Source organism: Bacillus cereus group sp. TH152-1LC, assembly GCF_027710505.1.
Taxonomy (GTDB): domain Bacteria; phylum Bacillota; class Bacilli; order Bacillales; family Bacillaceae_G; genus Bacillus_A; species Bacillus_A mobilis.
Genome location: NZ_JAQFNK010000008.1, coordinates 216,951 through 230,117 on the forward strand (window position 1 = coordinate 216,951; position 13,167 = coordinate 230,117).

The following is a 13,167-nucleotide window of genomic DNA, read 5'->3' on the forward strand; positions in this document are numbered from 1 at the left end:
AGAAAAGAAAGATTTCATGATTGAATTTAGCAATGAAAAAGCAGTAAAACTGATATCAGTTTTACTGCTAAGTACAAAATTAAGCGATTTTTTCAATAATAATTGATGCACTTGTACCAAGAGCTAGTGATAATCCAATTCCTGTAACAATTGCTTCAACGAGTGATGGTGTTGTAGTAATTTGTGTAATGGCTTGGATAACGATAGGAGCTCCAAGTGAAATCAAGCTTGTGCCCGCACCTGGTACATTAACTCCATTAACTTGAATTCCAAGACTTCCTAATAAACTTACTGCCGCTGTATAAGCAATAACAGTAATTTTATAGAAACCAGTTTCACTAATTACGAAAGTATCGGCATCCATTTGAGAAATTGCCGTACCAAACTGAGATCCAACGGTATTAAATGGTACTGGATCATTAATTCCAAGAGCCAAAGAAACTGTAGCTGAGTTAAAGGCATACAATCCTGCTGGAAGTCCTAATCCAGAAGGTCCAGTTGGCCCAGTTGGCCCAGTCGGTCCAGTCGGCCCAGTTGGTCCAGTCGGTCCGGTAGCGCCAGTAGCACCAGTTGGCCCAGTCGGTCCAGTCGCACCAGTTAGCCCAGTCGGTCCAGTCGGTCCAGTCGGTCCAGTCGGTCCAGTCGGTCCAGTCGGTCCAGTCGGTCCAGTTGGTCCAGTCGGTCCAGTCGGTCCAGTTGGTCCAGTTGGTCCAGTTGGTCCAGTCGGTCCAGACGGTCCAGTCGGTCCAGTCGGTCCAGTTGGTCCAGTCGGTCCAGTCGGTCCAGTTGGCCCAGTCGGTCCAGTTGGCCCAGTCGGTCCAGTTGGTCCAGTCGGTCCAGTCGGCCCGGTAGGAAGGGTAAACGGTGGTATTGGTGGTAATGTTGGTCCTACAAGATTAGGGTCAAATGCACTAGCTGATAAAGATTCATCGGGATTTAATCCATCTGAATAATTATTATTTGACATAAATTCACCTCCATAAAGCGTTCATTATATAGTAGATGCAAAACCGGAAGAAAATGACACGGACATTTGAATTATTGAAAAGAAATCTTAAACTGCTTGTGCAAGTTAAAAAAGTGGAAAGTTTATTGTATGTATAACATATGATTGATTTGGAAGAGGGTGATTATGTTGAACAAGCAAGGAATTACAATTAGTTTATGTATGATTGTTCGAGATGAGGAAGATACAATCGGTCGATGTTTAGACGCAGTAGAAAAAATTGTTGATGAAATTATTGTAGTTGATACAGGTTCTATTGATCGAACGAAAGAAATTGTAGCTCAATATACCTCTAACATATATGACTTTCCATGGATTAACGATTTTGCGGCAGCTAGAAATTTTTCTTTTTCGAAAGCAACGCAAGAATATATATTATGGCTAGATGCTGATGATGTGTTATTAGAAGACGCTCAAGAGGCATTGAAGCTATTAAAAAGAGAGTTAGATCCTGATGTTGATGCTGTTTCGATGCCGTATCATCTTGTAATGGATTCTAACGGGAAACCTTTATATTGTACAAAAAGATATCGACTTGTAAAGCGTGAAAAAGAATTTCAATGGTTTGGAAAGGTGCATGAGTATTTAGCTATTTTTGGTGAGATTTTTAATAGTAATGTGGCGATTACACATAAAAAAGAAAAGAAAGTAACGAACCGTAATTTGAAAATTTTTCAAGATGCTGTAGCAGCTGGAGAAGAATTGAGTCCGAGAGATTTGTTTTATTACGCGAATGAATCTATGGATAATCAAAAATATGATGATGCAGTTCTGCTATATGAAACATTTCTTAATCAAGACGAAGGTTGGTATGAAGAGAAAATTTATGCATGTGGTAAATTAGGAGATTGCTATGCAAAGCTTGGAATGTGGGAGAAGGCAGTTGAATCTTGTGTAAAGTCATTTCGATATGATGTTCCTAGAGGAGAGAATTGTACAAGAATAGGATATATATATATGGATCAACAAAAATATAATGAAGCAATTTTTTGGTTTAAACTTGCAACAGAAGTGACAATGGCAACAGACAGTCCTTTTCACAGTCCAGCTAGCTACACGTGGATTCCTTATTTACAAATGTGTATTTGTTATAGCAAGTTAGGCGAGCAAGATAAAGCTTATTATTACAATGAATTAGCAGCTTCTTATGTTCCGAATAATGCTGCAATTGAATATAACCGCAAATATTTTCGGAGCGTTTTTGATGAACAATATAAATCGTTATAGGTTGCATTTTTTAGAAATGGCCTTATTACGATTCTAACTATAATAGATTGGCTATATAGTAAAGTATCCGTGTACTGGTTACATGTATAGACTTCATATGAGGTTTATATTTCAAATTCAATTTGCATAAGGAGTGTGTGAAATGAATTCTCCAAAAAATTCTTTATATGAAGAAAAGTCTGGGCATTATTATAATGCAGTGAATCCGAATTTATTAAAGCATATAAAAAAGAAATGGAAAGAAGTTCTTGATATTGGTTGTTCGAGTGGTGCATTGGGGGCGGTCATAAAAGAAAATGGTACACGTGTATCAGGAATTGAGGCATTCCCAGAGGCGGCAGAACAAGCGAAAGAAAAACTAGATCATGTTGTTTTAGGTGATATAGAAACAATGGATATGCCGTATGAGGAAGAGCAATTTGATTGCGTTATATTTGGAGACGTATTAGAGCATTTATTTGATCCGTGGGCTGTAATAGAAAAAGTAAAACCATATATAAAGCAAAATGGTGTGATTTTGGCTAGTATACCGAACGTTTCTCACATCTCAGTATTAGCTCCCTTACTCGCTGGAAATTGGACGTATACAGAATATGGTTTATTAGATAAAACACATATTCGTTTCTTTACATTTAATGAAATGCTGCGAATGTTTTTAAAAGCAGGTTATTCGATTAGTAAAGTAGATCGTGTATATGTTGATCATAAAATGTATGAACCGCTTATTGAGGAATTATATGGGATTTGTAAAAAATATCGTCTTGGAAGTGGCTTCATGGCTGAGACGGTTGTATTTCAATACATTATTGAAGCAGAAAAATCACAATTATGAGTGCGGCAGATAAAACAATATTATTTGTTACGTGTATAAATGATCGGCAAATGTATGCACAATGTGCGCGACATATATTACAATTGCCAGTTCCTCCAGGATATACGATACAGTTTATGCCGATTAGGAATGCAAAAAGTATGACGAGCGGATATAATAAAGCAATTTCGCATCCAGCGAAATATAAAGTGTATATACATCAAGATGTTTTCATTGTAAATATGGGGTTTTTATACGGATTACTTCAATTGTTTCAGGAACATGAACATCTTGGAATGATTGGTATGGTTGGAGCCCAATATGTTCCTCCAAATGGAATATGGAATGTAGGTAGAGGAGTTGTTGGAAAAGTCATTGGTTATATGAATGATTTATATTATATGGCAAGTCAAGAAAAGCCATATCATGACTCAAAAACATTTATGCCTGTAGAATGTATTGACGGATTATTAATGGCAACGCAATACGATATTCCGTGGCGTGAAGACTTGTTTGATGGGTTTGACTATTATGATGTGTCTCAATCATTTGAATTTAGAAAAGCTGGATATACAGTTGGGGTTCCTGTACAGCGTGATGCTTGGTGCATTCACTATCATATTGATGTGAATATGACCAACTATGAAAAGTATAGAAAGATATTTGTGGAGCACTATATGTCAGATGTAAATCAAGACGAATAGAGGGGCTACAAGATGAAGGATCATACAATATTAGTCGTTGTTTGTATAAATAATGAAGAGCTATTTGAACAATGCGAGAGACAAATAAGAAACCTTTTTGTTCCCCCTGGTTATGTCGTACAAATTTTTCCGATACGAGATGCGAAAAGTATGGCAAGTGCATATAACCGAGCACTTTCCTATCCCGCGAAGTATAAGGTTTATATACATCAAGATACTTACCTTATTAATCGAGAGATGTTTTATACACTCATTTCTCTTTTTAAAGATAACGAAAAACTTGGTTTAATTGGCGTAGCTGGAGCTCAGTTTTTACCGAGCAATGGGATATGGTGGGAAGGGAAAAATTTAGTAGGGAAAGTGATTGAGTACAGAAGACAAAATTATCAATTGTTGAATTTAGATCAGCTGTTTTATGGGAATCAATCATTTATGTCAGTTCAGGCAATTGATGGATTATTAATGGCCACACAATATGATATTCCGTGGCGAGAAGACTTGTTTCAAGGGTTCCACTTTTATGATGTGTCGCAGGCTTTAGAATTTCAAAAGGCGGGTTATTTAATTGGTATCCCTAATCAAGCAAATTTATGGTGTATTCACTACAACGGGGATGAGTTTGATGCGGATACATATGAGAAGTATCGGAAAGTATTTGTAGAACATTACAAAGATATACTATCTCCATCATAAGGGAGAGATGCAGGATGAAAGGAATTATTTTAGCAGGTGGAACTGGATCGAGATTATATCCAATAACGAAAGTAACGAATAAGCATTTGCTTCCCGTTGGACGTTATCCAATGATTTATCATGCAGTATATAAGCTGAAACAATGCGATATTACAGATATTATGATTATTACAGGGAAAGAGCATATGGGAGATGTTGTTAGTTTTTTAGGAAGCGGTCAAGAGTTTGGCGTGTCCTTTACGTATCGTGTGCAAGATAAGGCCGGGGGAATTGCACAAGCATTAGGGCTTTGTGAGGATTTCGTCGGGAACGATCGTATGGTAGTTATATTAGGAGATAATATTTTTTCAGATGACATTGCTCCGTACGTTGAAGAGTTTGCAAATCAAAAAGAAGGTGCGAAAGTACTGCTGCAATCTGTAGATGATCCAGAGAGATTTGGCGTAGCGCACATTCAAAACAGAAAAATAATTGAAATTGAAGAAAAGCCGAAAGAGCCGAAAAGTTCCTATGCAGTTACAGGAATTTATTTGTACGATTCGAAAGTCTTTTCTTATATAAAAGAATTAAAACCTTCCGCAAGGGGAGAACTTGAAATTACAGATATCAATAATTGGTATTTAAAACGAGAGGTACTTACTTATAATGAAATGGGCGGTTGGTGGACTGATGCGGGAACGCATATTTCTCTTCAAAGGGCGAATACGTTAGCACGGGATATAAACTTTGGGAAACAGTTTAACGGAGAATAGGTGAGAATATGAAAGTTGTAGAAACAAACTTTATCGACGCAAAATTGTTAGAACCGAGGTTATTTGGAGATGAGCGTGGCTTTTTTACAGAAAGTTATAATAAGAAGGTACTAGAAACATTAGGAGTTACGCATTCATTTGTACAGGATAATGTTTCTTATTCGGCAGAAGCGGGAACGATTCGGGGGTTACACTTTCAAAAAAATCCGAAAGCACAAACGAAACTTATTCAAGTTATGCAAGGCGCAATCTATGACGTTATCGTTGATTTGCGAAAAGATTCACCAACGTTTAAGCAGTGGAGAGGATATATTTTAAGTGCGGATAATCATCGGCAATTATTAGTGCCAAAAGGATTTGCACATGGTTTTTGTACACTTGTCCCGCATACGATTGTTATGTATAAAGTAGATGAGTATTATAGCGCCGAGCATGACTCAGGGTTACTTTGGGAAGATAAAGAATTAGCAATTCCATGGCCGGTAACAAGTCCTATTTTGTCTGATAAAGATCGAATATTACCGTTACTTCAGGAATGTGAAGATAGCTTTTGAGTAGGAGAGTTGTTATATGAATATATTAGTAACAGGTGGGGCCGGATTTATTGGAAGTAATTTTGTTCATTACATGTTACAAAGCTATGAAACATATAAAATTATTAATTTCGATGCATTAACATATAGCGGGAATTTAAATAATGTAAAGTCTATTCAAGATCATCCGAATTACTCTTTTATAAAAGGGGAAATTCAAAATGGAGAGCTGCTGGAGCATGTTATTAAGGAGCGTGACGTGCAAGTAATTGTCAATTTCGCAGCTGAATCACATGTGGACCGTAGCATTGAAAATCCGATTCCTTTTTATGATACAAATGTAATTGGGACAGTAACCTTATTAGAATTAGTAAAAAAATATCCACATATTAAACTCGTGCAAGTATCAACAGATGAGGTGTACGGCTCTTTAGGGAAAACAGGGCGATTTACCGAGGAAACCCCGTTAGCTCCAAATAGTCCATATTCTTCAAGTAAGGCGAGCGCCGACATGATAGCTTTATCTTATTATAAAACATATCAATTACCAGTTATAGTAACGCGTTGCTCCAATAACTATGGGCCGTATCAATATCCTGAAAAGTTAATTCCGTTAATGGTTACGAATGCGCTAGAAGAAAAAAAGCTACCGTTATACGGCGACGGATTAAATGTAAGAGATTGGTTACATGTAACGGATCATTGTAGTGCGATTGACGTCGTTCTGCATGAGGGGCGTATAGGAGAAGTATATAATATAGGTGGAAATAATGAAAAAACAAATATAGATGTTGTGGAACAAATCATCTCTCTCTTAGGAAAAACGAAAAAAGATATTGAATATGTGACAGACCGTTTAGGACACGATCGTCGTTATGCGATTGATGCAGAGAAAATGAAGAATGAATTTGATTGGGAACCGAAGTATACGTTTGAGCAAGGATTACAAGAAACAGTGCAATGGTATGAGAAGAATAAGGAATGGTGGAAACCATTAAAACAGTAAGGGGCATATAAATGAAAGAACGGATTATCATAACAGGAGCAAATGGTCAATTGGGAAAGCAACTACAAGAAGAGTTAAATCCTGAAGAATATGACATATATCCATTTGATAAAAAGTTACTAGATATAACAAATATATCCCGAATGCAGCAAGTGGTACAAGAAATAAGGCCACACATAATTATTCATTGTGCAGCGTATACGAAGGTTGATCATGCTGAGAAAGAACAAGATCTCGCTTATGTAATAAATGCAATAGGAGCTCGAAATGTAGCGGTTGCTTCACAATTAGTAGGGGCGAAATTAGTTTATATTAGTACTGATTATGTATTTCAGGGCGACAGACCGGAGGGGTACGGTGAATTTCATAATCCAGCGCCGATAAATATATACGGAGCTTCTAAGTATGCGGGAGAGCAGTTCGTCAAAGAGCTACATAATAAATACTTTATCGTTCGTACATCGTGGCTATATGGTAAGTATGGGAATAATTTTGTGAAAACGATGATGAGATTAGGTAAAGAAAGAGAAGAAGTATCTGTTGTAGCGGATCAAATCGGTTCTCCTACTTATGTGACAGATTTAAATGTGATGATTAATAAGCTCATTCATACTTCTTTATACGGTACGTATCATGTATCAAATAGAGGCTCGTGTTCTTGGTTTGAATTTGCAAAGAAAATATTTTCGAATGCAAATATGAAAGTGAATGTATTACCAGTTTCAACTGAAGAATTTGGAGCAGCGGCAGCGAGACCGAAATATTCTGTTTTTCAACATAACATGCTACGATTAAATGGTTTTTCACAAATGCCTTCTTGGGAAGAAGGATTAGAGCAGTTTTTTATAGAAACAAAAAGTCATTAACAAAATTTAAGTTAATGACTTTTTTGTTTGCCTTTAAGAGGTTTTATGGTACTATAATTATAGTATCAGGTACTAATAACAAGTATAAGTATTTCTGGGAGGATATATCATGGAACTATTACAAGGGAAAACATTTGTTGTTATGGGCGTTGCGAACCAAAGAAGTATTGCATGGGGAATCGCTCGCTCTTTGCATAATGCAGGTGCAAAATTAATCTTCACATATGCAGGAGAACGTTTAGAGAGAAACGTTCGTGAATTAGCGGACACATTAGAAGGACAAGAATCACTTGTATTACCTTGTGATGTAACAAATGATGAAGAACTTACAGCTTGCTTTGAAACAATCAAGCAAGAGGTTGGTACAATTCACGGTGTTGCACACTGTATTGCTTTTGCAAATCGTGATGATTTAAAAGGTGAATTTGTAGATACTTCTCGCGATGGATTTTTACTTGCACAAAATATTAGTGCATTCTCTTTAACAGCTGTAGCAAGAGAAGCGAAGAAAGTAATGACAGAAGGCGGAAATATTTTAACGTTAACATACCTTGGCGGCGAGCGCGTTGTGAAAAACTATAACGTTATGGGTGTTGCGAAAGCTTCATTAGAAGCTAGCGTGAAATATTTGGCTAACGATTTAGGTCAACATGGCATTCGCGTTAACGCTATTTCAGCAGGACCAATTCGTACGTTATCTGCAAAAGGCGTAGGCGACTTTAACTCAATCTTAAGAGAAATTGAGGAGCGCGCACCACTTCGTCGTACAACAACTCCAGAAGAAGTTGGGGATACAGCAGTATTCTTATTCAGTGATTTAGCACGCGGCGTAACAGGAGAAAACATTCACGTTGATTCAGGGTATCATATCCTAGGATAAATATAATAGTAATTTTAAAAGGGCAATCTCTACATGTTGAGATTGTCCTTTTATTTGTTCTTAGAAAGAACGATTTTTAACGAAAGTTCTTACCACGTTATGAATATAACTATAATAGTACACGATTTATTCAGCTACGTATGGAAGTGGGAGGGACGAGTGTGAAGAATAAAAATAAAAGTTCAACAGTTGGAAAACCGTTGTTATATATTGCGCAAGTAAGTTTGGAACTTGCTGCACCGAAAATAAAAAGGATTATCTTAACAAACTTTGAAAATGAGGATCGAAGAGAAGAAAGTAATAGAAATGAAAATGAAAATGCTGTAAGTAGTGCTGTGGAAGAGGTAATAGAACAGCAAGAACAAGAACAACAAGAGCAGAAAATAGAAGAAATAGAAGAAGAGGAACAAGTACAAGAACAGCAAGAACCAGTGAGAACAGTCCCGTATAATAAATCATTTAAGGATATGAACAATGAAGAGAAAATTCATTTTTTATTAAACCGCCCTCATTATATTCCGAAAGTAAGGTGCAGAATAAAAACGGCTACCGTTTCTTATATTGGATCAATTATCTCGTATCGTAATGGAATTGTAGCTATTATGCCACCAAATAGTATGAGAGATATTAGGTTATCTATAGAAGACATCAAATCGATTGATATGGCTGGCTTTTAAATATGTAAAGGTGGTAGAAAGCTTCTACCACCCCAATAGTTTTTTAGTTCACTTTATTTATTAGATAGAAACGTCGCGTAAGCACTGGATCGCACAGAAACAGCTTAAATCAACAGTGATGCAAGTAGGTGTTGCTATTAATTTAGCATTTGGTACAGCTAAAAACGTACAAATTGGATTATCTCCAGGCGGTACAGAGGTACCATCACCTAATACTACAGTTAGTACTCTTAGTACAGCGCAGCTATCATCATCTACACTTTCCACACGGAAAATTGGAGATTGGCAGCTAACTAGGCTTGCAGATGGTGCGAAAGCTTCAAAAGGTGTTCCAGCTTTTGTGTATAAAATAAAAGGACGTGTATTTGCTACTGATGCAGTATTGTGTGCACCTAAAAATGGAATTTCACAACCAGATCCACATGTTGTTGTAGAACAATCTTGTAATTCATTGATGAATTTTACAACGTCAACTACACAATGAGAAGAGCTATGGTGTTTATTTTCGTTACAACTCATTAATGTCACTCCTTATCTTCTTGTTTGTATTTACATTAATAAGATATTGGAGTCGAGGAGATTTGGTCACAATCTCAAGACCTTTTTTTTTAAATAGGCGAAAGAAGATAAGGGAAGGTGGAATCATGCTGTTTACAAGTTGGCTTTTATTTTTTATTTTCGCTTTAGCAGCTTTTAGGCTCACCCGTTTAATTGTATATGATAAAATTACAGCTTTTTTGCGAAGACCGTTTATTGACGAATTAGAGATTACAGAGCCGGATGGAAGTGTATCAACTTTTACAAAAGTAAAAGGTAAAGGATTAAGAAAGTGGATTGGTGAATTATTAAGTTGTTATTGGTGTACAGGTGTATGGGTTAGTGCTTTTTTATTAGTTTTATATAATTGGATCCCTATCGTTGCAGAGCCGTTACTTGCATTATTAGCTATTGCAGGTGCAGCAGCAATTATTGAAACGATTACAGGATATTTTATGGGAGAATAACATATTTTTATAATACGAGAGGAAGCGGAGTTTAAAAGAATGAGGGAACGGAAATAAAGAGTTGTTCATATAGTAAATAGACAGAATTGACAGTAGAGGAGATGTTTGCTGTGAGCAATAATCCAAGGCAAAATTCATATGACCTGCAGCAATGGTATCATATACAGCAACAACACCAAGCGCAACAACAGGCGTATCAAGAACAATTACAGCAACAAGGATTTGTGAAGAAAAAAGGATGTAATTGTGGGAAAAAGAAGAACGCAATAAAACACTATGAAGAATGAAACACTCATGTTACTGTGAGTGTTTTTATTATATATATAAAAAGCGGTATTTCAAAAGAGAAATACCGCTTTTTACTAGCTAATTTGTGCAACTGTTAATGCTGCAGCACGGATGTCCACAGTTCCAAGCAGTTCAACTGGTACAATTTGAATTAAGTCACCAGGGTTTAAGTTAATAAGAATAACACCACTGGATACATCTACTTCACCAGTACCAATAACGTTAGATCGAACTGCTGTACCTGATCCAGGAATAATGTTAGCTGGCGTACCTAATGATAAGAAGAAACGACCAGCTTCTGGTGCGGTAGGAACGTTATCGAGACTAATTGTTAATGTATAACTGATTTGATAAATACCAGCTACTTGAATTCGAATGCCATCTCCGACACTTACTGTATTGTTTATTACAGGAACAGTAATATTTGGGTTTGGACTTACGCTAGGTAATAGTAATGGTGTGAATAATGAAGCGAACTGAGGGCCGGAAGCGTTGAAAGCAAAACCGAAGGCAGGTAGTGTACTAGCTGGTTTCGCCTCACAATCAATTTTAGGAAATTCGCAATCAGAAGAGAACATGTTTTTCACTCCTTTATCTGTTTCTACTTTCAGTTAATGAAAAGGACAGGTTCTATGTTCTAGACAAGTTCCCAATTTTATGAAAAATACATAATAATACCTTTTAAGCATGGATTGGGTGGCAGAAAACTCTGCCACCCAATCCATGCTTAAATTAGTATTCAGTTTTATATAGAAACATCACGTAAGCATTGAATAGCGCAGAAGCAACTTAAATCAACAGTAAGACAAGTGGAGCTTGATACGAGTCTTGCATTTGGTACAGCTAAAAACGTACAAATTGGGTCATCCCCAGGTGGTACTGAGGTACCATCACCTAAAACTACAGTCAATACACGCAATACAGCACAGTCATCATCATCTATACTTTCTACGCGGAAAATTGGAGATTGGCAGCTAGTAAGGCTTGCAGATGGTGCAAAGGCTTCAAAAGGTGTTCCTGCTTTTGTGTATAAAATAAAAGGACGTGTATTTGCTACTGATGCATTGTTATGTGCACCTAAAAATGGAACTTCGCAACCAGATCCACATGTTGTCGTGGCACATTCTTGTAGTTCATGTATAAAACGAACGACATTTGATACACAATTGAAATCAAAATCATGTTGATTATCTTCGTTACAATTGCAGCTCATTATGTTCACTCCTTATCGTGAGTTCTGACATACACTATTACAATATGAATGGGATATGGTTGATATTACGTTAATTCTTATGATAAAAACAGGGAATTTATATAGTAGGGATGTACATAATGCAATATGAAAAAAAGACATCCTTATTTAGTGGATGTCTTTTCAGGTAAATCTTTTCGCGCAGTATATAAAAAACGAGAGATATCTAATTTTTTTCCTCTAAAAAATTGCGGAGAGGAAATGTAAAGTTCTTCTTTCGCACGTGTAATGGCGACATAAAGTAGTCGACGTTCTTCTTCTAAAGCTTCAGAAGTCTCTGTAACACGATCATTTGCATCTTTTAAAGAAGAAGTATGAGGGAGAATACCATCGCTCGCTCCAAGTAAAAAGACGCATGGAAATTCAAGACCTTTTGCGTTATGGATAGACATAAGCGAAACAGCATCTTTTTCGGGCATTGTTTTTAATGCTTCCATTTCTTTTTGACCTTGAATTGCTTCATCAATAAATTGTAAGTATGCTGGAATATCGGTGAAACGAGTTGCAGACTCCATTAATTCTTCTAACATTTCTTCTTGTATATCTTTATGCATCGTAAAGGAAGAGCGATCATTACTTTGTAAGTACTCTAAATACTTTCCTTTACCATGAATAATTTCTTTTAATGCTTTTTTCGGTTCTAATTCTTTTATAAATTTAATAAAATCGATACGCTCATTTACCTTTTTCACTTGAAAAGGTTTTAAGCTCGGATTTAATAATAAGAAATGAAGAAGAGAAGGGAAGCGTCCCTCACCATATTTCCATTGTTCACGTTCAATAAATGAAATACAATCATCACGCCCAATATACATCGTTGGTAATATATTTGAAAGTGATTCTAATCGAAACGGTTCAATTACCAGTCTTAAATGATCTAATACAGGCTTAATTAAAGAATGTTCATAAAATGATTGGCTCGCTCCGTGCTTAATAAACGGGATTTTGTGAATGGTAAGCTGATCAAGTAACGAACGGCTTACAGAATGTGTGCGGTACAGTAAACAAAAATCTTTAAAGTTACGTTCGCCGCTATCTACTTTTTCTTGAATGAGCTGCAAAATTTGATTTGCTTCATCAAGAGTCGTAGCAGGTCTTGCGTAAAAAGGTTGTACACCTTCTTCGCGCACAGAATATAGCTCTTTATCAAAACGTTCTTGATTTAGTTTGATAACTTCATTTCCAAGTCCGACGATAAAAGGATTAGATCGATAGTTCGTATTCAGTGCGATAATCGTAGTGTTATCAAATTCTTTTGGAAAAGATAAAATAATTTGGTGACTTGCTCCTCGCCAGCCGTATATCGCTTGGTCGTCATCACCTGCGATAAATAAATTATTTCTTGGCGTGGCTAACAATTTTACGATTTCATATTGTGCATACGATGTATCGTTGGGTAAGAATCCAGTGCCTTGCCTAATTGCTTAGGTAGGTTCCCAAGTCCTCCCCACCGAACCGTACGTACCCC

General features: G+C 36.6%; 16 protein-coding genes and 1 pseudogene. 12 read left to right on the plus strand and 5 right to left on the minus strand.

Features of this window, described 5'->3' with window-relative positions; all coding sequences use genetic code 11:
- Window positions 1–79: 79 nt before the first annotated feature.
- On the minus strand, window positions 80–967 hold the full coding sequence (locus tag PDL00_RS19640) for a BclA C-terminal domain-containing protein (RefSeq protein ID WP_270730793.1): 888 nt from the start codon (window positions 965–967) through the stop codon (window positions 80–82).
- A gap of 165 nt (window positions 968–1,132) precedes the next feature.
- On the opposite strand from PDL00_RS19640, the gene PDL00_RS19645 reads away from it, so the two are divergent.
- From PDL00_RS19645 to PDL00_RS19690, 10 genes are all read left to right on the plus strand, one after another.
- On the plus strand, window positions 1,133–2,233 hold the full coding sequence (locus tag PDL00_RS19645) for a glycosyltransferase (RefSeq protein ID WP_270730794.1): 1,101 nt from the start codon (window positions 1,133–1,135) through the stop codon (window positions 2,231–2,233).
- 142 nt (window positions 2,234–2,375) lie between these two features.
- Window positions 2,376–3,065, plus strand: coding sequence for a class I SAM-dependent methyltransferase (locus PDL00_RS19650; protein WP_270730795.1), 690 nt, complete (start codon window positions 2,376–2,378; stop codon window positions 3,063–3,065).
- On the plus strand, window positions 3,062–3,748 hold the full coding sequence (locus PDL00_RS19655) for a glycosyltransferase family protein (RefSeq protein ID WP_073517533.1): 687 nt from the start codon (window positions 3,062–3,064) through the stop codon (window positions 3,746–3,748). Before PDL00_RS19650 ends, PDL00_RS19655 begins: the two co-directional genes overlap by 4 nt.
- 12 nt (window positions 3,749–3,760) lie before the next feature.
- Complete coding sequence (locus tag PDL00_RS19660; RefSeq protein ID WP_242255566.1) at window positions 3,761–4,441, plus strand: glycosyltransferase family protein; 681 nt, start codon at window positions 3,761–3,763, stop codon at window positions 4,439–4,441.
- Between the two features lie 14 nt (window positions 4,442–4,455).
- Entirely contained in the window at window positions 4,456–5,193 is a 738-nt protein-coding gene (locus PDL00_RS19665) for a sugar phosphate nucleotidyltransferase (protein ID WP_242255564.1), read from the plus strand.
- Between the two features lie 8 nt (window positions 5,194–5,201).
- On the plus strand, window positions 5,202–5,747 hold the full coding sequence (gene rfbC, locus PDL00_RS19670) for a dTDP-4-dehydrorhamnose 3,5-epimerase (protein WP_242255561.1): 546 nt from the start codon (window positions 5,202–5,204) through the stop codon (window positions 5,745–5,747).
- A gap of 16 nt (window positions 5,748–5,763) precedes the next feature.
- A complete protein-coding gene (gene rfbB, locus PDL00_RS19675; protein WP_242255559.1) occupies window positions 5,764–6,732 on the plus strand; it encodes a dTDP-glucose 4,6-dehydratase in 969 nt (322 codons plus the stop codon).
- An 11-nt stretch (window positions 6,733–6,743) separates the two neighbouring features.
- On the plus strand, window positions 6,744–7,598 hold the full coding sequence (rfbD, locus tag PDL00_RS19680) for a dTDP-4-dehydrorhamnose reductase (protein WP_097845354.1): 855 nt from the start codon (window positions 6,744–6,746) through the stop codon (window positions 7,596–7,598).
- A 109-nt stretch (window positions 7,599–7,707) separates the two neighbouring features.
- A complete protein-coding gene (gene fabI / locus PDL00_RS19685) occupies window positions 7,708–8,478 on the plus strand; it encodes an enoyl-ACP reductase FabI (RefSeq protein ID WP_000421885.1) in 771 nt (256 codons plus the stop codon).
- Between the two features lie 140 nt (window positions 8,479–8,618).
- Entirely contained in the window at window positions 8,619–9,155 is a 537-nt protein-coding gene (locus PDL00_RS19690) for a CotO family spore coat protein (protein ID WP_270730796.1), read from the plus strand.
- 60 nt (window positions 9,156–9,215) lie between these two features.
- On the opposite strand, the gene exsY is transcribed toward PDL00_RS19690, so the two are convergent.
- Window positions 9,216–9,674, minus strand: a complete 459-nt coding sequence (gene exsY, locus PDL00_RS19695; protein WP_098499954.1) for an exosporium assembly protein ExsY — start codon at window positions 9,672–9,674, stop codon at window positions 9,216–9,218.
- Window positions 9,675–9,799: 125 nt separating this feature from the next.
- Here exsY and PDL00_RS19700 point away from each other — a divergent pair, with 125 nt between their 5' ends.
- Window positions 9,800–10,159, plus strand: a complete 360-nt coding sequence (locus PDL00_RS19700) for a DUF1360 domain-containing protein (RefSeq protein WP_000899662.1) — start codon at window positions 9,800–9,802, stop codon at window positions 10,157–10,159.
- A gap of 101 nt (window positions 10,160–10,260) precedes the next feature.
- Window positions 10,261–10,446: a cytochrome C oxidase subunit III gene (locus PDL00_RS19705; RefSeq protein ID WP_242255555.1), complete on the plus strand. Its 186-nt coding sequence runs from the start codon at window positions 10,261–10,263 to the stop codon at window positions 10,444–10,446.
- A gap of 75 nt (window positions 10,447–10,521) precedes the next feature.
- Here the strand turns inward: PDL00_RS19705 and exsF are convergent, their stop codons facing one another.
- The 3 genes and pseudogenes from exsF to PDL00_RS19720 all read right to left on the minus strand — a co-directional run.
- The gene (exsF, locus tag PDL00_RS19710; protein ID WP_073517525.1) at window positions 10,522–11,025 is read right to left on the minus strand and encodes an exosporium protein ExsF; all 504 of its coding nucleotides are present in this window, start codon (window positions 11,023–11,025) and stop codon (window positions 10,522–10,524) included.
- Window positions 11,026–11,192: 167 nt separating this feature from the next.
- Window positions 11,193–11,660, minus strand: coding sequence for a spore coat protein CotY (gene cotY / locus PDL00_RS19715; protein WP_061678757.1), 468 nt, complete (start codon window positions 11,658–11,660; stop codon window positions 11,193–11,195).
- A gap of 143 nt (window positions 11,661–11,803) precedes the next feature.
- A pseudogene (locus tag PDL00_RS19720) lies at window positions 11,804–13,090 on the minus strand (ATP-dependent helicase); the annotation flags it as partial.
- Window positions 13,091–13,167: the final 77 nt, after the last annotated feature.